Below are 19,618 nucleotides of genomic sequence, written 5' to 3'. Positions count from 1 at the left end.
GCATTTATGGCCGAATATGGTCACCGACCTGATCCTGATAAATTGTTGGAGCTTGCCGCGCGTGAAAAGCGCGGCAAGCTTACTGTATTTCTTGGCGCGGCTCCTGGCGTCGGCAAAACCTATACGATGCTCCAGCGTGCGCGTAGGCTCAAGGAAGATGGCGTCGATATTGTCATCGGCCTTGCCGAGACGCACGGACGGAGCGAAACCGCAGAATTGCTCGAAGGACTTGAAGTTCTTCCGCGCAAACAGATCGACTATCGCGGTCGCCCGCTGGAAGAATTCGATCTGGATGCAGCTCTGGCGCGTAAGCCAACCGTGCTTGTTCTCGACGAGATCGCCCATACAAACGCACCCGGCAGCCGTCATCCGAAACGGCATCAGGATATTGAAGAGCTGATCTGGCATGGCATTGATGTCTGGACGGCGATGAACGTCCAGCATCTGGAAAGCCTGTCTGATCTGGTGACAAATATCACCGGCGTGAAAGTGCGGGAGACCGTGCCCGATATCGTCATCAAGCGGGCAGATGATGTGCTGCTGGTCGATCTTTCACCGTTTGAACTCATCGCGCGGTTGAAGGAAGGAAAGATATATCTCCCGGGCAATGCGGAACGTGCTGCCGAAGGATTTTTCAAGCCCGAAAACTTGACTGCGCTGCGCGAATTGGCGCTGCGCCGAACTGCGGATCGCGTTGACGACCAGATGATTGATCTGTTGCGGCAAAATGCGATGGAGGGGCCATGGGCGTCGGGAGAGCGATTGCTGGTCTGTGTCGGGCCTGACAGTCTGTCGGAAAAGGTTGTACGCACGGCGAGCCGTCTTGCTTCAGGTCTCAATGCGCGCTGGCTGGTTGTTTCATTGACCAATGCAAGTACGGCAGGCATGGACGTTGCCGCCAACCAGCGCATCGACAAGATTTTGGATATGGCCGAAAGGCTTGGCGCTGAAACCCGCCGTGTCATCGCCCGGGATTTTGTCGAAGAAATCTATCGATTGTCCCGGCGCGAAAATATCACGCAGGTTGTGCTGGGACGCCCAAGAGGCAAGGCCTTCTCCAATCCCTTCCGGCGCTCCTTGCCCGATGAGGTCATGAAGCGCCTTACCGATGTCGGCGTACACATCGTCACCGGCAGTGAGGAGGATACAGCCTATGTCGCGCCGCCTCCGCAACGACGCTCAAGAATTGAATTGGCAAAATCCATTGCCATTCCGGTTCTGGCCACAGGTGCGACCACTCTGCTCGGACTTGGGGCGAGCAATATTGTCCATCTGCAGAACCTGTCGATGCTTTATCTGGTTGCCGTCATTCTCTCGGCAATGTCGAGCGGACGCTTTGCAGCCATCATTGCGGCTTGCCTGTCTTTCGTCCTGTACAATTATTTCTTCATTGAACCGATCCACAATTTGAGCATTGCCAAGCCGCACCAGCTGTTTTCATTGATCATTTTCCTCGCAGTGGCGCTGATGATAGGCGATCTTGCGGGACGGCTTCGCGATCAGGTCGCCCGTTCGCGCAATCAGGCGAAAAGCACGCAGGCGCTTTACGAGTTCTCGCGGAAACTTTCCGGCACAGCGCGGCTTGACGATGTTCTGGTGGCCGGTGCGACGCATCTTCACGCGACGCTGGAAACCGGCGTGGTGATCCTTTTGCCGGAAGATGATGAACTACTCCTTCAGGCCGCGTGGCCGCCCGATATGGCTCTCGACAGTACGGATATGACAGCCGCACGTTGGGCTTTCGACAAGAATGAGCGTGCCGGCCACGATACGGCAACGCTGCCGCAGATTTCATGGCAATTTCTGCCCATCGTCACGTCACACGGCGTTGCCGGCGTAACCGGCATTTCCATGGCGGATCATTCGGGCTCACTGAGTGAAAACGAAGATCGTAAGCTGATGGCCATTCTGGACCAGACTGCCATCGCTATCGACCGCGCTTTGCTGATGCGCGAAAACGCCAAGACAGCGGCGTTACAGGAAAGTGAAAAGCTCCATACAGCTCTGTTCTCGTCATTGTCACATGATTTGAAAACGCCGCTTGCTTCCATTACCGGCGCAGTGACAACACTGAGGCAACTCGGCGGCAAAATGAAGCAAAGCAGCCGCGATGACCTGTTGCTTTCCATTGAGGAGGAAGCGGGCCGTCTTACCCGGTTTGTGTCCAACCTTTTCGACATGACACGTATTGAAGCTGGAACGCTGAAAGTCAAAAGTAGTCCGGTTGACGCGGCGGACGTCATTGTTTCGGCGATTGAGCGAATGAAACGGCTCAAGCCCGGGATCGCAATCGACACAAGCATTGCTACGGACCTTGCAGTTGTCAGCGGCGATTCCGGATTGCTCGGCCAAGTTCTGTTTAACTTGCTAGACAATGCAGCAAAATATGGCGGGGACAGCCCGATTGCGGTCTATGCCAAGAACGATGCGGGGCGGGTCGTCATCAGTGTGACTGATCAAGGAAAAGGTATTCCTGAAAAAGATCTCGATCGTATTTTCGAAAAGTTCTACCGGCGCGTAAAAAGTGATGGCCGGGCAGCAGGGACGGGGCTTGGACTTTCCATCGCCCGTGGATTTGTCGAGACAATGGGCGGAACAATCAAGGCGGAAAGCCCGGCCATTCGCAAGCGTGGTACGCGGTTTGTCATCAGTCTTCCAACATTTGAAAAAGCGGGAGGCGAGACAGCAAGCCGATGAACGAGAACCGCATTCTGATTGTCGATGACGAGCCGCAAATACAGCGGTTCCTGCATCCAGCGCTGACGGCGTCCGGCTACGATGTCATGACGGCAGCAACGGCGGCTGATGCAGAGCGGATGATCGCGACCAGCGCGCCGGATCTCGTCATTCTGGATCTTGGTCTGCCGGACAAGGACGGCAAGGAAGTCATTCGGACTGTCAGAGCCTTTTCCGAAGTGCCGATTATTGTTTTATCGGCGCGCGATCGGGAGGCGGAAAAAATTGCAGCGCTTGATCTTGGGGCAAATGATTACGTCGAAAAGCCCTTTGGAATTGGCGAACTTTTAGCCCGTGTCCGCACAGCCTTGCGGCAGAAGGCGGCGGGTGCCAGCGTGCCGTCGATATTTGAAAGCAATGGCCTCGTTGTCGATATGGTCAAGCGCGCGGTTACGCTCCATGGGGAAGAGGTTCATCTGACGCGCAAAGAATATCAGTTGCTGGTGCATCTGGTTTTGCACCCGGGTCTGGTTGTTACGCACCGCCAGCTGCTGGCGTCAGTTTGGGGCGCGGCGCATCTTGAGGATTTGCATTATCTGCGCGTGTTCGTAGGGCAATTGCGCGCCAAGATTGAGCAGGATCCCAATCAACCGCATTTCATTCGGACCGAGCCCGGTGTGGGCTACAGGTTCATTGCAAACTGAAGACGCTTATTCCACGCCGCGACGGCGTGTTGCTGCAACTTTCAGCTTAAGGTAATCAGGCAATATGTCGATATCATATTGGGTAATAGCTGTATTCTACCTTGGACACTTCTGGCCTGTTACTCTGATAGTGATCCTGATTTTTCTGCTTATAGCTAAGTTCGGTACGCGGAACACTGGCTGGCGGGTTTTCTGGAGCGTGTTGGCAATTTCGTTGATCGCCCCGCTTTTACTCTGGCTCTACGTCTCGTTCCAAGCGTGATCTGGGCTAAGACGTCAAAGATTTCATTCGATTTTCTGGTCGGAGTGAGAGGATTCGAACCTCCGACCCCGTCGTCCCGAACGACGTGCGCTACCAGGCTGCGCTACACTCCGCGACCAGTAAGGGCGGTATATAACGCCGTCACTAAAGCGCTGCAAGATGGTTCAGAAGCACTTTTTTAATTATAGAAGCGCGAAATTCGTGAGGCGTGATTAGTTAAGACTTTAGTTCTGTGATCATTAGGATAAGTCTTGTATTCGTTGACCAAGAAGTTCTGAAATGCTGAAATAACGGGGCATAAATGACAATCGAAAAAGCAACAATCATCAGCTTTGTTATGAGCGGCGGTGTAGGTTCAAGGCTTTGGCCATTGTCGCGCGAAGATTTTCCCAAGCAGTTTCACAATTTGTCGGGTCAGGGCTCCATGCTGCTGCGCACAATCAAGCGCATGGCGGCACGCAGCGACACGACAGTTCCCGTTTATTTGTTGGCATCGGAGCGTCATTCGGACCGCATTAATCAGGATCTGGCGGGAACGGATCTGGCGGGCGGGCGCCCCATTCTTGAACCAATGGGGCGTAACACAGCCTCCGCAGTGGTGCTGGCGACAGAAATAACCTTGCGCGAACATGGCGATGAGCTTGTGCTTGTGGTGCCGTCCGATCATGAAATAACAACCGATCGCGATTTCTGGAACACTGTTGAAGCCGGTGTCGAGGCGGCCAAGGCGGGACGCATTGTTGTGTTCGGTATCAAGCCGGATCGCCCGGAAACCGGATTCGGTTATATTGAAGTGGCTCCTGAGACAACACAGACACGCGATGTCGTGCGCTTTGTTGAAAAACCGAACGAGGAGACTGCAACGAAATATCTTGCGTCGGGAAACTTCCTTTGGAACGCTGGTATCTTTCTTTTCCGCGCCAGCGTGATGCGCGACGCTTTCCGGCAACATGCAGCGGAGATTTGGGACAAGGCTGTTGCAGCCTTGAATGAGGCGAGCACCAATATATCGGGCACTTATTTGCCGCATGATCTTTATGCCGCCGTACCGTCGATATCCGTCGATTACGCAATCATGGAACACGCGAAAGATATCGCATTGGTACCAGCAAAGTTTCGCTGGAATGATCTTGGTTCCTGGCAATCTTTACTGGAAGTGGGCTCGGTTGACGGCAATGGCAATGTGCTGGTCGGCGATGTCGTGGCCATTGATTGCGAGCACAGCTATTTGCGCAGCGAAGGCCGCTTGCTCTCGGCCGTCGGCTTGCGCGATACGGCTGTCGTAGCAACCGCCGACGCGACCTTCGTCGCTCCGGTCAATGAGAGTCAAAATGTCAGGAAAATCGTCGAACAGCTTGAAAAAACTGGCCGATTGGAAACCAAATTCACGCCTTCACAAGACCGGTTGCCGCAAGTTGGCGCTTATGGAAACCGGGTGAGACATTGGCTTTTTGACGAAACATTGCCGCTTTGGTCAACGGTGGGCGTCGATACGCGCCATGGCGGCTTTCATGAAGCAATGTCGTTTGACGCAATTCCTATCAACAAGACCAAGCGCATGCGGACGATGGCGCGGCAGATATATGCCTTTGCCGTGGCCAAAGAAATGGGCTGGGATGGACCGGCGCATGACCTTATCGAGCACGGGCTGAGTTTCATTACCAAAGGGCGCACGGATCGGGGCGGCTGGGTCAAGACGTTCAATCCGGATGGCAGCATTCTTGATGCCTCGGAGGACACTTATGACCAATCCTTCGTTCTCCTGGCGCTGGCCCATGCGCATAAGGCAGGGCATCCGCAAGCATTGAGGCTGGCGACGGAGACCTTCGCGTTCATCGACGAATATCTCGCAGATTCGCGCATGACCGGATTTTTGGAAATGCCTGACGATAAGGGGCTGCGGCGTTCCAACCCGCATATGCACCTGCTTGAAGCTTTCCTTGCCTGGTATAGTGCAACCGGCAATCGCGATTATCTGCAACGGGCCGCGCGTATCGTCGATCTTTTCCGTCATCACATGTTCGATGCGGAAACATGGACGCTTGGCGAGTATTTCAGCAATGACTGGGACCGAGCACCGGGCGAGCAGGGCGAGTGGACCGAGCCGGGCCATCACTTTGAATGGGCACATTTGCTCTCGGCCTTCGCCGCATCTTCGGGCCAAAAGGATGCAATCCGTTATGCCCGCAAGCTCTACGCCTCAGCCATTGCCAATGGCCTGAACCGTTCGACGGAACTTGCCTATGGTGCGGTCTCACGGCATGGCCTGCCACTTGACACCAACTCCCGCAGCTGGCCGCAAACGGAAGCCGTCAAGGCCGCTATCGCGCTTGACGGAAATGGCGGGCCCGATCTGAAACCTGAAGTGGAGGCCCGTGTTGGACGGCTCTTCCGCTGGCATATTGAGCCTGCGCCGAAGGGGTTGTGGATTGATCTTATTGATCAGAAAGGGCGAGCCAAAGCCGAAGAGGTTCCAGCTTCAATCTTCTATCATCTGGTCAGCGCCCTGACGCAATATGTCGACTATGTTGGGAAGCGCCCTCAGTAAGTTAAACGCTTACTTCGCCGTCATCCTCGATCAAGCCCGAGGATGACGGCGAGGTTAGTAGTTCTCGCAACGATCCTCAGTAAGGGCTTTCCACATTTCCGGTCTCGACATAGACCGACTTGATCTGGCTATAGTGATACAGTGCTGCCAGGCCATTTTCGCGTCCGACGCCTGATTGCTTGAAGCCGCCAAAGGGCATTTCCACCGGCGCCAGATTATAGGTATTGATCCAGCAGGTACCGGCTTTGATTTGGCTTATCACGCGATGGGCACGGGAAAGGTCCTTGGTGAAAACGCCAGCGGAAAGGCCAAATTCCGAGTCATTTGCACGGGCAATGACCTCTTCTTCCTCAGTGAAGTCCAGCACCGTCATAACCGGGCCGAATATTTCTTCACGCGCGATGATCATATTATCAGTCACATTGGTGAAAATGGTCGGCTCGACGAAGCAGCCGCCCTCAAAACCCTGCATCTGAGGCACGCCGCCACCGAAATGCAATGTCGCCCCTTCAGCTTTGCCCTTTTCAATATAGGATACGACCTTGTCGCGCTGTGCAGCATTAACAAGCGGGCCGAGATGAATTTCCGGATCAAGCGGATCACCAAGGCGGATAGCTTTTGTTCGTGTGGTGAGACGGTCGAGAAATTGATCCTTGATGCCGCTTTGCACGAAAACGCGGGTGCCGTTGGAACAAACCTGTCCTGTTGAATAGAAATTGCCCAAGAGCGCGCCGCCGACAGCGTTTTCGACATCTGCATCGTTAAAGATGATCAAGGGAGACTTGCCACCGAGTTCCATTGTGGCGTGTTTCATATGCGAGCCAGCCTGTGCGAGCACACGTTTGCCTGTCGGTACCGAGCCGGTAAGGGAGACTTTCGCCACCAGCGGATGATCAACCAGTTGTGAACCAACATCGCCGAAGCCCTGGACGACGTTGAACAGACCATCTGGCAAGCCTGCTTCCTTGTAAATCTCGGCAAGCGCCAAGGCCGAAAGCGGCGTATTTTCCGATGGCTTGAAAATCATGGCATTGCCCGCAGCCAAGGCTGGGGCGGATTTCCAACCTGCACCCTGAATCGGGTAATTCCATGCCCCAATGCCAACGCATACGCCCAGTGCCTCGCGGCGTGTATAGGCGTAGGACCCGCCGAGCTCGATCATCTCGCCATTGAAACCAGCAATGATGCCCCCGTAAAACTCCAGCGCATCAGCAGCAGATGCAGGGTCAGCAACCAGCGTTTCCTGAATGGCCTTGCCGGTGTCCAAGGTTTCAAGATGCGCAATTTCTGCATTGCGTTCCCGGAGGATGTCGGCGGCGCGGCGAAGGATACGGCCACGCTCAACAGGTTTTAAAGCAGCCCATGCGGGCTGGGCAGCGGCAGCGGCTTGTACCGCCTGTTCGATGAGCGCTGGCGTTGCTCCATACAGTTTGGCAATGATTTCGCCGGTGGCCGGATAGATCACGTCGAGCGGCTTGCCTTCCTTGTCTTCTACAAAGCGGCCATTGATGAAATGCGATGCCTTTGGCTGCGCGCGCATGATGTTCTCCTTGAATTAAAAAGTAGCATAGGCGTTATGCGTGGTTCGACAAGCTCACCATGAGGAAGGTGGATGATGGCACCAGCAAAACTCGGCGGGGCCTTGCAAAGTATCAACCTTCCTCATGGTGAGCTTGTCGAACCACGCATAATGGTACTGCAAGATCATCGATCACTCACTTTCCACCGTGGATTGATCCAAGGCTCCTGGTTGGAACGGGGTAGTGGATCGCGGCCAAGAATATGATCTGAGGCCTTCTCGCCCGTCATGATCGACGGGCCGTTGAGGTTGCCATTGGTAACGCGCGGGAAAATTGACGAATCCGCAACGCGCAGACCTTCAATGCCGATCACACGGCATTGCGGATCAACAACCGCCATTGGATCGCTTGTCGCGCCCATCTTGCATGTGCCGCATGGATGGAAAGCGCTTTCTGCATGTTCGCGCAGGAAATCGTCAATTTCATCATCCGACTGGATATGAGCGCCGGGAGAAATTTCCCGGCCCCGATAGGGCGTCAAAGCATCCTGGCCGAAAATCTCACGCGTAAGCCGTACCGCATGGCGGAAGTCCGTCCAATCATCGGGATGCGACATGTAGTTGAACAAAATCTTGGGCTTCTCGAATGGATCGGAGGAGCGGAGCGTAACGCTGCCTCGCGATTTGGAGCGCATGGGACCAACATGGGCTTGAAACCCATGGCCTTTGGCCGCGGCCTTCCCATCGTAGCGGATTGCTGCAGGAAGGAAGTGATATTGGATATCCGGATAATCGATACCGGGTTTGGACCGCACGAAAGCTGCGGATTCAAAATGATTGGTCGCGCCGTCGCCTGTCTTGAAGAAGAGCCATTGCGCGCCGATCAATCCCTTTGAAAACAGCCCAAGCTTGGAGTTCAAAGTTATCGGTTTCAGACTTTCCTGCTGGATATAGACTTCCATATGATCTTGCAGGTTCTGGCCGACGCCCGGTCGGTCTGCAATGACATTTATACCATGTTCTTTCAGATGGGCGGCTGGACCGATCCCCGACAACATGAGTAGCTTTGGCGAATTGATGGATGAGGCCGCAATAATAACTTCGCGTCGTGCCCGAATAGTTTCAACCTTGCCGCGCCGCGTGATTTCGACACCAACGGCCCGTTGATTCTCAATGATCACGCGCCGGGCAAAGCCATTGATCAGATTCACATTTTTGCGCTTCAGGGCTGGGCGCAGATAGGCATTGGCGGCTGACCAGCGACGACCCTTATGAATGGTCTGCTCCATCGGGCCGAAGCCCTCCTGTTTGGAACCATTATAGTCCTCAGTAACCTCGAAGCCTGCTTCTTGTCCTGCTTTGACGAAGGCATGAAATAAGGGATTGTCGCGGCGTCCGCGCTGGACATGCAGCGGACCATCTGTCCCGCGCCATCCGGTTTCGCCGCCATGGGAATGTTCCATGCGCTTGAAGTAGGGCAGCACATCGGCATAGGACCAACCCGTTGCGCCGCTTTCGGCCCAGTGGTCAAAATCATGAGCATGGCCCCGCACATATACCATGCCGTTGATGGAGGATGATCCACCGATGACCTTGCCGCGAGGGGTGACGAGCGTGCGCCCACCCAGATGCGGTTCAGGCTCTGAGGTAAAGCCCCAATCATAGGTGCTCATATTCATCGGGAATGAGAGCGCTGCAGGCATCTGGATGAACGGGCCGATATCAGTGCCGCCAAATTCGTTGACCAGCACTGAATATTTTCCATCTTCCGACAGGCGATATGCCATGGCGGAACCTGCCGAACCCGAACCGACTATAATGAAATCTGCTTCCACGACTGTCTCACTCGCCGCGCGGATAGCGGGCGTTCTCTTCCAAAACGTTCAAATCCATATGATTGCGCATGTAGCGCTCGGAGGCTTTTTGCAGCGGCTGATAATCCCACGGATAATAAGAACCATTGCGCAGCGCCTCATAGACAACCCAGCGCCGCGCCTGACTTTCGCGCACAGCAGCGTCAAAGGCCTTGAGATTCCAGCGCTCCCGCACGTCAGCCATGAATTTTGCCACTGTGGCAGCGAAGGCCGGGTCATCGGCAAGGTTTGTCAATTCATGCGGATCGGATTCAAGATCAAAGAGTTGCGGCGGATCGATCTCGCAATGCACGAACTTATATTTGCCGGTGCGAATACATATGAGCGGCGCGTTTGAACCTTCCGCAGCATATTCCATGAGCACAGGTCCACTGCGGTTTTTGCCATTGAGCAGGGGTGTCAGATCCTCGCCATCGGTCCATGGCAGAATTTCAGCAATATCAATACCGGCAAGAGCGCCAAGCGTCGGGTTGAGATCGAGCGTGGAGACGGGCTGGCTGATCAATTGCGGCGGGATGTCCTTGCCGGCAATCATCAGCGGTACACGCGCCGAGCCCTCGAAAAAGTTCATCTTGAACCACAGGCCGCGGTCGCCCAGCATATCTCCATGGTCGGAGGTGAAGACGATGATTGTATCGTCAAGCATCCGGGTGGTTTCAAGGGTTTCGATAAGCTCGCCAACCTTGTCATCAATATAGCTGATGTTGGCGAGATAACCCCGCCGCGCACGGCGCACCTGCTCAGGGGTAATATCAAACGTCGTGTGATCGCAGGCATGCAACAGGCGCTGCGAGTGCGGGTCCTGTTGGTCAAAAGGGATCGCTGCGACTTGCGGATCAAGCGCAGGCGAATTCTCGTAAAGGTCCCAATATTTGCGCCGTGCGACATAGGGGTCGTGCGGATGAGTGAAGGAAACAGTCAGGCACCAGGGACGCCGCGCTGCATCCTCCGACTCGCGTGATAATTGGTAAAGCTTCTGGCGCGCGTGAAACGCAACCTCGTCATCATATTCCATCTGATTGGTAATTTCGGCAATGCCAGCACCTGTGACGGAGCCAAGATTATGGTACCACCAATCAATGCGTTCTCCGGGCTTGCGGTAGTCCGGCGTCCAGCCGAAATCGGCTGGATAAATATCGGTGGTGAGCCGTTCCTCAAGTCCATGCAACTGATCCGGCCCGACGAAATGCATCTTGCCGGACAGACCCGTATAGTAGCCGGCGCGACGCAGATGATGCGCATAAGTCGGAATGTCAGAGGCAAATTCAGCCGCATTGTCATAGACCCGGGTTCGCGATGGCAATTGGCCAGACATCAGCGAGGCGCGAGCAGGCGCACAAAGCGGGGAAGCCGTGTAGGTATTGGCAAAGCGTACCGAACGCTGTGCCAAGGCTTTCAGGTGCGGCGCATGGATGAAATCGGCTGGGCCGTCAGGAAACAGCGTTCCGTTCAGTTGATCTACCATGATGACAAGAATATTGGGCTTCATAGGGCGGCTCTTGAGCGTTCGGAGGCGGCAAGCTTGGTGGTAACGTAATCTTCCACGAGGGCTATGGCTTTGGCTGCTTCAGGCGCGCCATTGCGTAGCGCGTGGCGGATATAAAGTCCGTCAATCATCGCGCCTGTTCCCTCGGCTATCTGGAGCGCGGTTTCCCTGTCTGTCAGTTGCTGCAAGGCATAAGCAAGATTGGAATGCATGCGCCGCGCGTAGACCCGTAGGAGACGGCGCGTCTCATCGGACTGCTGTGCATGAACGTAGAATGTCAGCCAGGCAGCGATAGTCTGCGGCGCAAATTGCGCCGCAGAAAAATTGACAGCGATAACAGCTGCGATGCGTGCCGATGGCGTTCGTGCATTGTGTAGCGCGCCAAGAAGGTCCTGGCCAAGCTCGTTCAGCAAATGCCGCATGGTGGCGAGGATCAACTGTTCCTTGCCGCCGAAATAATGATGCGCCAATGCAGCCGAAACGCCAGCTTCCTGGGCAATCTGGGCCACCGTTACATCCAAAGAACCGCGCTCGCCGATCGTGCGGATAGCAGCATCGATCAATGCGCGTTTTCGCAGTGGTTCCATTCCGACTTTTGGCATGAAAGTGTCCTCGTTCGAAAGAAAGACTATTCTTGATTGACTGATCAATCAATAAAAAATTTATGCAGATATTACGTGTTTATACGACATTTACCTTGAAGGACCGGAGGTCCATGTTTAGCTGAAGTACATGACATTTTGTGGAGGAATGAAATGACAGCCTGCATCGTTGGATGGTCGCACTTGCCGTTTGGCAAGCTCGAAGGCGAAACTGTGGAAACGCTGATCGTCAAAGCTGCGCTGGGTGCGCTGGATCATGCGGGCATCGGCCCCGAAGATGTCGATGAAATCGTGCTGGGCCATTTCAATGCGGGTTTCTCACCGCAGGATTTCACCGCCAGTCTCGTTCTGCAAGCCAGCGATGCGTTTCGTTTCAAACCAGCTACACGGGTAGAAAATGCCTGCGCGACAGGTTCAGCGGCCGTCCATCAAGGTATCAAGACCATTCGCGCTGGTGCTGCAAAGGTTGTTCTGGTTGTTGGCGTTGAGAAGATGACCTCCACGCCGGGGCCGGAGATTGGCAAGAACCTGTTGAAGGCCTCTTACCTGCCGGAAGAAGGTGATATTCCAGCGGGATTTGCCGGTGTGTTCGGTCAGATTGCAGCGGCACATTTCCAGAAATATGGCGACCAGTCCGATGCCCTTGCCACTATCGCTGCCAAAAACCACAAGAATGGTGTCAATAACCCTTATGCGCAGATGCGTAAGGATTTGGGCTATGATTTCTGCCGTCAGGAGAGTGACAAGAACCCGTTTGTCGCCGGTCCGTTGAAACGCACGGACTGCTCACTGGTATCCGATGGTGCCGCAGCGCTCGTACTGACCGACACACAGACGGCCTTGAAGATGCGCCGTGCCGTTGCTTTCCGTGCCGCTGCCCATGTGCAGGATTTCCTGCCGATCTCCAAGCGCGACATATTGCAGTTTGAAGGTTGCGCCGAGGGCTGGAAACGTGCGCTCAATCAGGCCGGTGTCACGATTGACGATCTGTCTTTTGTGGAAACCCATGACTGCTTCACCATCGCTGAACTGATAGAATATGAGGCGATGGGGCTGGCAAAACCGGGAGAGGGCGCAAAGGTTGCCCTCGAAGGCCAGACTGCAATGGGCGGCCGCTTGCCAGTCAATCCATCCGGCGGGCTAAAAGCCAAAGGTCATCCAATTGGCGCAAGTGGCGTTTCAATGCACGTACTTTCCTCGATGCAACTGACCGGGGAAGCAGGCGGCATTCAGGTGCCGGGCGCAAAGCTTGCCGGCATATTCAATATGGGCGGCGCTGCCGTGGCAAACTACGTTTCGGTGCTTGAGCGGATCAAATAGGGGTACGGGCTATTTATAGGCAACCCAACCCTTGAACGTCAGTCCAGCATAAAACAGCTCGATATTGGAGAACCCTGCTTCGCGAAGCAGGGCTTCATCCTCTTCAGGCGAGAGGAACGGCAACCGCTCCTTCATGGTCCTGATATTGTTTTCAGATTGAAAGGCAAGCACCCCAGACAAGGATGCAAAAGCCGCATAGCGCGTCAGCCATTTGTCCGGTTCCGCTCCTTGCGTGGGGAAACTGTGGTGCGCAGCGACGAAAGGTGCCCCTGGCTTCAGTCGACGTTGGATGCCGCGCAATGTTTGCAGCCGCTCCCCACGCGGCAGGAAGTGAAGCGTCAAAAGGCAGGTCGCAGCGTCGAAAGGGCCTTCCGGCGCATTATCGATATAGCCCTCCTGGAATGTCACGCGGGAAGCCAGAGAACCGAGATTCGTTTCGGCCAGTTGAAGCATCTCCGCTGACGGGTCAATGCCATCAAAGCGCCATTCCGGTTGCAGCTCCGCAAGCGCTTTCAGCTCCATTCCTCCGCCAGCTCCAAGCACCAGCACTCGCGCATCGGCAGGAGCCCTTTCCGCCAAAAGCAGGCCGGTCATCTTATGCAGATGGCGAAGGCCCGGCACGAGCTGTTCGGTTCTTGCCGCATATCCAGAAACAATATCGGGGTCGCAAAAGGATGCCATTCAAAATCTCCTTAGGGAGCAGAGCCAAGAGGAATGTACTCTAAATCATGTAACTATATATGTTACATATAAGCTGATATTCAAGACGCATGAATTTTGAGGACAATAATTGCCTTGCAAAAAACCCGTTGCTTTAAAAGCCCACTCTGCCAAATCCAGGAACTTTAAGTCCCGGATTCAAAATATCCAGACCTGCAACTAAGCCCATGAATTGAATCTCGAAACCGCTGCGAGCGCCAGCTGAAATCCCTGCATAGCCGAAAAGGTTTGCGTGGAAATTTTGCCAGTCATCATCGATAGCAAAAAGCCTGCCTTCCGTAGGAAAATCCCTACCAATTGCATTAGGAGGCAGGACGATCCCGATTTGCGGCACGGCTCGCAGGACATGCGCCACAAAGCTGTTTGAGTTGGGGCCGGGCCAGATAACGTAATTGCCGTGCGCGGCGTAAGGATAGTTGGTAATAGCAGCCTCAATCCGGGGGATGAGGGATGCCGCTTCCTCGCCGTGAATCTCATGAATAATGGTGGGCTTGTTGGAATACCAGTTTCCGTCCGCATCATAGGCGTTCTTGCGTACGGGATTACCCCAGCCAACGACATCGTAACGATCATAATTGGTAGCCCCGGGCCGCTTCAGTACCAACCAGCTATGCAGGGAGAGGGCGCCTTTGAGACCGCCAGTCCGCGCCGCCATAATATAGATTGCAGCATCGTTGGCGGCAGGCTGAGCCAGCAGAACACCGCTTGAACTCCAGTCGGCATCACGCCAGTTCGCCGCGTGGGTCTGCGTCATCCACCACCCTGTTGCCATCATGGCCGGCGCTAGAAACATCACAAAGATAAACAGCGCAAGACGGCGGAAGAGCTTCAGCAAGCAGTTTCTCCATTGGAAAGATACACGGAGCAATCTATAACGGCATAAATTCGGGCCGATTTCAGCCCTATTGATGGGAAAATTTAGGTATCATGAGCAATCCGGTTCTGGTGGAAGTTTTTCGGGGCGAAACGTCAGAAAGCCGCCATCGCGGCGCAGTTGTTGTCACCGATGGGGATGGCAAGGTTGTGTTCTCGCTCGGCGATATTGAGCGCCCCACATTTCCACGTTCGGCAATCAAGGCGATACAGGCCTTGCCACTCGTGGAGAGTGGTGCTGCGGACGCCTATGGCTTTGGGAATGAGGAACTCGCCATGGCTTGTGCCTCTCATTCTGGTGAGCAATTGCACGTCGCAAAGGCTGGCGAAATGCTGTCCCGCGCCGGGCTTGATTCGACAGCGCTTGAGTGTGGTTCCCACTGGCCATTTGAACAATCCGTGCTGATTGACCTTGCCAGAAGCGGGCAACAGCCAACGCCTTTGCATAATAATTGTTCCGGCAAGCATGCGGGCTTTTTGTGCACCTGCAAGCATCTTGGTATCGAAACACAGGGTTATTCCGCTTTGGGTTCGCCCGAGCAGGACATGGTACGCGACGCCATGGAAAGCGTGACTGGCGCAGCCCACACGCTGGATCATTGTGGAACGGATGGCTGTTCCATCCCGACTTACGCAATTCCATTGCGTAATCTGGCGCATGGGTTTGCGCGCATGGCGACCGGAACCGGATTTGAGCCCCGCCGCGCACAGGCTGCAAAGCGGCTGCTCGACGCTGCCATGGCCGCGCCGTTTTACGTTGCTGGAACCGGGCGTGCCTGCACAAAACTGATGGAAATGGCTCCGGGCCGCATATTCGTCAAGACTGGTGCGGAAGGCGTGTTTGTGGGCGCGCTGCCCGAACTGGGACTTGGTATCGCCGTTAAATGCGATGATGGTACGACGCGGGCTTCCGAGGCAATCATTGCCACAGTGCTCGCCCGCATCTATCGCAATGAAAGCGAACTGGAATCGAAGCTCGATCGCTTCGCTGACCGTGAAATGCGCAACTGGAATGGCGTGACTTTTGGTGTGGTCAGCCCAACGCCAGCACTGACCGATGCGATGATCAACTGATCTGTTTTCCTAACTGATGAGATTTGCCAACGGATTGGTGGCTTATCTCATCGTACTTGTCGGTAGCCCTCGCAGTACCTACTTTAACCTCATGAGTAGAGCTTTTACAAAAGAAGATGACAGCAATTCATCGATTGATCTTGGCGAGCGCCCATTAAGTACGCATCGTAATTTGGTGACAATCGAAGGATTGGCAATGATTGATGCAGAACTGGCGGCGGCTCATGGCGAATTGGCAAAGGGAAACGCCGAGGCAGACCGTAATATGATTGCCCGCGCATCCCGCGATCTGCGCTATTGGTCGGCCAGGCGCGAAACGGCTGAACTCTCAATTCCTGATCCGGATAGCGATGTTGTGCGCTTCGGCATGACGGTTACGATTGCCGACGAGGACGACAAGAAGCAGGTTTGGAAGATAGTCGGCGAGGACGAAGCCGATGCAAGTCACGGAAAAATCTCGCATATATCCCCTATTGCCAATCTGATGTTTGGCAAATCAATCGGCGACAGCTTTGTGCTGAATGGTCATGAGTGGGAAATTGTGAAAATTCAAATAAACGAGTGACTATGGGAGAGCCGCGAACTACCCTCTCAAAGAGGGATCTATTCCGTTTCTTTTGAAGGTGTGGCAACGGGCGTAGGTTGAAATCCTTCTTTCGTCTCAATCAATCTCAACTCGTCGTCCACTTTTAAATTATAGCGGGCAATAATTTTTGCAGGAAAGATGAAACCTACCTCATCCTCCATCTGCAATAACGTAAATTTGGCCCCGTCATATAAGCTTGATTACAGCGACCATGCATCAAACCGTCAAGCTAACCGCTATTATCTAAAGCCAGCCCTTCTTCTTGAAAATGAGCAGTGGAATAACGGCGGAGGCGATCATAACGCCAAGCGCCATGGGATAGCCCCAAACCTTGTCGAGTTCGGGCATGAAGTGAAAGTTCATGCCGTAGATCGAGGCCACCAGCGTAGGCGGCATGAAAGCCACTGCTGCGACGGAAAAAATCTTGATGATGGCATTTTGCTCGATGGAGATGAGGCCAACCACTGTGTCGAGCAGGAAGGTAATCTTGTTGGAAAGAAAATCTACATAGGTGCTCAGCGATTGCGTATCGCGTTCAAGTGATTTGATCCAGGCTCGCGTTTCTTTCTTGTAGGTGTTCTGGTCGGTGATTGCCGTCATGTAGACCAGCAAACGGCTTACACCCGCTATGCTTTCACGAATTTTGGAAAGAAACGCTCCTTGCCCGCCAATACGGGTGAGGCTGTCACGAAAATTCTTGGTTGTCATTGGCCGGTCTTTTTCCGACCGGCGGAAAATTGCAAATGAGTTGTGGTCGATATCACCCGCAACACCTTCGAGAATATCGGCAATGCGATCCGTTACAGCTTCGATGATGCCGAGCAAAATGGTGACGCCGCTGCACTTGACATTGATCAGCCCATTGCCAGCTTTGCTGACGCGGCTGATGTAAAGCGCGAAGGCTTTTGGCTCGCTGTAACGCACTGTGACGAGCATAGGGCCGGTCAGTATGAAGGTGATCGGCGCAATGCTGTGGTGTTTATTCTCAGTTGAGTGAAGAATCGATGCTGTAAGATATTGCGAGCCATTATCGGCATAAAACCGGCTGGATTCCTCAATCTCGATCATGTCTTCCTTGGTCGGGATGGAGGCCTTGGTCCAGCTCTCGGTCTGAACATCTTCTTCATGGGTTGGATTCAAAAGGTCGATCCAGACCGCATTGTCCGGTGCCGGATCGCCAGCCTGCGCAATGTGAGAGACGAGACGGTCGCCATCAAGCGTATAAATTGTAATCATTTCAAAGTGAATCCAACAGCGTATCAATCAGTTTCTCTGCGGCTTCGCCTATGACAGTCCCTGGAGGGAAAATCGCAGCAGCGCCAGCTTGCAGAACAGCTTCATAGTCCTGCGGCGGAATAACCCCGCCGACGATGACCAATATGTCCTCGCGGCCGTGACGTTTCAATGACTCCTTGAGTTCAGGCACCAAGGTCAGATGTCCGGCAGCAAGCGATGAAACGCCAACAATATGCACATTGCTTTCCGCTGACAGTTCCGCAACTTCCTCGGGCGTCTGGAACATTGCTCCAACGATCACATCGAAACCAAGATCACCAAACGCAGTGGCGATAACCTTCTGGCCTCGGTCGTGCCCATCCTGTCCCATTTTAGCAACGAGAATGCGTGGTTTTTCGCCGGTCCGCTTTTCATAGGCTGCACACTTTGCCTGAACGCGGTCAACAACTTCGCTCTTTCCAACTTCCTTGCGATAAACGCCGGAAATCGTGTGAATGGTTGCAACATGACGGCCATAGGCTTTTTCCAGCGCCAGTGAGATCTCACCCACTGTTGCCCTTGCACGAGCGGCTTTAACCGCCAAATCAAGCAGATTGCCCCTTCCTGATTTGGCGGCCGAAGTCAGCACGGAAAGCGCATCATCGACGGCTGCAACATCACGCGTGCCTTTGAGTTGCTGAAGCTTGGAAAGCTGGCGCGCGCGCACCTCGGCATTGTCGACCTTGAGCACATCGACCAGCGTGTCTTCGGTAGGGCGGTAGGAATTGACGCCGATCACCGGTTGCTGGCCACTATCGATACGCGCTTGTGTGCGGGCTGCTGCTGCTTCGATACGCATTTTAGGAATGCCCTGTTCAATGGCCTTGGCCATGCCGCCCAGCGTTTCGATCTCTTCAATATGCGAAAGGGCACGCCGCGCCAGATCATAGGTCAGCCGTTCAACATAGGCCGATCCACCCCACGGGTCGATAATCCGGGTTGTTCCGGACTCCTTTTGCAGGATCAGCTGCGTATTACGCGCTATGCGTGCGGAATGGTCGGTTGGCAAAGCCAAGGCTTCGTCAAAGGAATTTGTATGCAAAGACTGCGTATGCCCCTGCGTTGAAGCCATCGCCTCAATCATGGTGCGCATGATGTTGTTGTGCGGGTCCTGCGCCGTGAGCGACCAGCCTGATGTCTGCGAATGGGTCCGCAGCGATAGCGAACGCTCATCCTTGGGATTGAAGTTCTTCTTCATCAAAACAGCCCAAAGCAGTCGTGCCGCCCGCAACTTGGCCACTTCCATGAAGAAGTTCATGCCGATTGCCCAGAAAAATGAAAGCCTTGGCGCAAATGTATCAATGTCCTGACCGGCAGCGACGCCAGCGCGGGCATATTCAATGCCATCGGCAATGGTGTAGGCAAGCTCGAGATCTGCCGTCGCTCCGGCTTCCTGCATATGATAACCGGAAATCGAGATCGAATTGAATTTCGGCATCTTCTCCGATGTGTAGGAGAAAATATCGGAAATGATCCGCATGGATGGCTGGGGCGGATAGATGTAGGTATTGCGCACCATGAACTCTTTCAGAATATCGTTCTGAATGGTCCCGGCGAGCTTTTCCTGTGGCACGCCCTGTTCTTCCGCAGCAACGATGTAAAGCGCCAGAATGGGAAGCACTGCGCCATTCATGGTCATCGAAACAGTCATCTCGCCTAGCGGAATGCCGTCGAATAATTGTTGCATATCGAGAATGGAATCGATGGCCACACCCGCCATGCCAACATCGCCCGCGACACGGGGGTGGTCGCTATCATACCCGCGATGTGTTGCGAGATCGAAGGCAACAGAAAGCCCTTTCTGTCCGCCTTTCAGATTACGGCGATAAAAGGCATTGGACTCTTCTGCCGTCGAAAACCCAGCATATTGCCGAATGGTCCAGGGTTGCTGAACGTACATGGTCGGGTAGGGGCCGCGTATGAAGGGCGCAGCGCCGGGAAATGAATCAAGGTGTGGCTGGCCACGCAAGGCCGTATCGCCATAAGAGCGCCTGACCTTGATATCTTCCGGCGTTTTCCAGACAGCAGCATCCGGCTGTGCGGCTGCGCTTTTCGGTGCTTGCCAATCGATCTTGGTAAAATCGGGAATTCTCATCGGT

14 protein-coding genes and 1 tRNA gene are annotated in these 19,618 nt (G+C 54.3%); 6 read left to right on the top strand and 9 right to left on the bottom strand.

Annotated elements, in window-relative coordinates; genetic code table 11:
- Positions 1-6: 6 nt before the first annotated feature.
- Positions 7-2,697, top strand: coding sequence for an ATP-binding protein (locus tag ACTJI9_RS06575; protein ID WP_440806749.1), 2,691 nt, complete (start codon positions 7-9; stop codon positions 2,695-2,697).
- Positions 2,694-3,380: a response regulator gene (locus tag ACTJI9_RS06570; protein WP_115051992.1), complete on the top strand. Its 687-nt coding sequence runs from the start codon at positions 2,694-2,696 to the stop codon at positions 3,378-3,380. The genes ACTJI9_RS06575 and ACTJI9_RS06570 overlap by 4 nt, the downstream gene beginning before the upstream one ends.
- A gap of 298 nt (positions 3,381-3,678) precedes the next feature.
- On the opposite strand, the gene ACTJI9_RS06565 is transcribed toward ACTJI9_RS06570, so the two are convergent.
- Positions 3,679-3,755, bottom strand: a tRNA-Pro gene (locus ACTJI9_RS06565).
- A gap of 188 nt (positions 3,756-3,943) precedes the next feature.
- Between ACTJI9_RS06565 and ACTJI9_RS06560 the strand changes: the two genes are divergently transcribed.
- The gene (locus ACTJI9_RS06560; protein WP_307283516.1) at positions 3,944-6,190 is read left to right on the top strand and encodes an AGE family epimerase/isomerase; all 2,247 of its coding nucleotides are present in this window, start codon (positions 3,944-3,946) and stop codon (positions 6,188-6,190) included.
- Between the two features lie 76 nt (positions 6,191-6,266).
- Here the strand turns inward: ACTJI9_RS06560 and betB are convergent, their stop codons facing one another.
- From betB to betI, 4 genes are all read right to left on the bottom strand, one after another.
- Positions 6,267-7,730, bottom strand: a complete 1,464-nt coding sequence (gene betB, locus ACTJI9_RS06555) for a betaine-aldehyde dehydrogenase (RefSeq protein ID WP_115051988.1) — start codon at positions 7,728-7,730, stop codon at positions 6,267-6,269.
- Between the two features lie 164 nt (positions 7,731-7,894).
- The gene (gene betA / locus ACTJI9_RS06550; RefSeq protein ID WP_440806745.1) at positions 7,895-9,544 is read right to left on the bottom strand and encodes a choline dehydrogenase; all 1,650 of its coding nucleotides are present in this window, start codon (positions 9,542-9,544) and stop codon (positions 7,895-7,897) included.
- 7 nt (positions 9,545-9,551) lie between these two features.
- Complete coding sequence (gene betC / locus ACTJI9_RS06545; RefSeq protein ID WP_440806743.1) at positions 9,552-11,072, bottom strand: choline-sulfatase; 1,521 nt, start codon at positions 11,070-11,072, stop codon at positions 9,552-9,554.
- On the bottom strand, positions 11,069-11,671 hold the full coding sequence (gene betI, locus ACTJI9_RS06540; RefSeq protein ID WP_307283527.1) for a transcriptional regulator BetI: 603 nt from the start codon (positions 11,669-11,671) through the stop codon (positions 11,069-11,071). The genes betC and betI overlap by 4 nt, the downstream gene beginning before the upstream one ends.
- Before the next feature lie 153 nt (positions 11,672-11,824).
- On the opposite strand from betI, the gene ACTJI9_RS06535 reads away from it, so the two are divergent.
- The gene (locus ACTJI9_RS06535; protein ID WP_440806741.1) at positions 11,825-12,991 is read left to right on the top strand and encodes an acetyl-CoA acetyltransferase; all 1,167 of its coding nucleotides are present in this window, start codon (positions 11,825-11,827) and stop codon (positions 12,989-12,991) included.
- Positions 12,992-13,000: 9 nt separating this feature from the next.
- Here ACTJI9_RS06535 and ACTJI9_RS06530 read toward each other — a convergent pair whose 3' ends face one another.
- Positions 13,001-13,672, bottom strand: a complete 672-nt coding sequence (locus ACTJI9_RS06530) for a class I SAM-dependent methyltransferase (protein ID WP_440806739.1) — start codon at positions 13,670-13,672, stop codon at positions 13,001-13,003.
- 133 nt (positions 13,673-13,805) lie between these two features.
- Positions 13,806-14,543 (bottom strand): DUF3750 domain-containing protein, encoded by a 738-nt coding sequence (locus tag ACTJI9_RS06525; protein ID WP_307286451.1) that lies wholly within the window; start codon positions 14,541-14,543, stop codon positions 13,806-13,808.
- A 92-nt stretch (positions 14,544-14,635) separates the two neighbouring features.
- Here ACTJI9_RS06525 and ACTJI9_RS06520 point away from each other — a divergent pair, with 92 nt between their 5' ends.
- Complete coding sequence (locus ACTJI9_RS06520; RefSeq protein WP_115051981.1) at positions 14,636-15,658, top strand: asparaginase; 1,023 nt, start codon at positions 14,636-14,638, stop codon at positions 15,656-15,658.
- A gap of 91 nt (positions 15,659-15,749) precedes the next feature.
- Positions 15,750-16,223 carry a GreA/GreB family elongation factor gene (locus ACTJI9_RS06515; protein WP_115052202.1) on the top strand — a complete coding sequence of 158 codons (474 nt, stop codon included), beginning with the start codon at positions 15,750-15,752 and terminating at the stop codon, positions 16,221-16,223.
- 264 nt (positions 16,224-16,487) lie between these two features.
- Here the strand turns inward: ACTJI9_RS06515 and corA are convergent, their stop codons facing one another.
- The gene (gene corA / locus ACTJI9_RS06510) at positions 16,488-17,480 is read right to left on the bottom strand and encodes a magnesium/cobalt transporter CorA (RefSeq protein WP_115051980.1); all 993 of its coding nucleotides are present in this window, start codon (positions 17,478-17,480) and stop codon (positions 16,488-16,490) included.
- A 1-nt stretch (position 17,481) separates the two neighbouring features.
- Positions 17,482-19,614, bottom strand: a complete 2,133-nt coding sequence (gene scpA / locus ACTJI9_RS06505) for a methylmalonyl-CoA mutase (RefSeq protein ID WP_440806735.1) — start codon at positions 19,612-19,614, stop codon at positions 17,482-17,484.
- Positions 19,615-19,618: the final 4 nt, after the last annotated feature.

Origin of the sequence: Phyllobacterium sp. 22552, from assembly GCF_052044585.1 — a bacterium.
Lineage (GTDB): Bacteria > Pseudomonadota > Alphaproteobacteria > Rhizobiales > Rhizobiaceae > Phyllobacterium > Phyllobacterium ifriqiyense.
The sequence above is the reverse complement of the archived record's forward strand: the minus strand, read 5'-3'. Positions and strand labels throughout refer to the sequence as shown.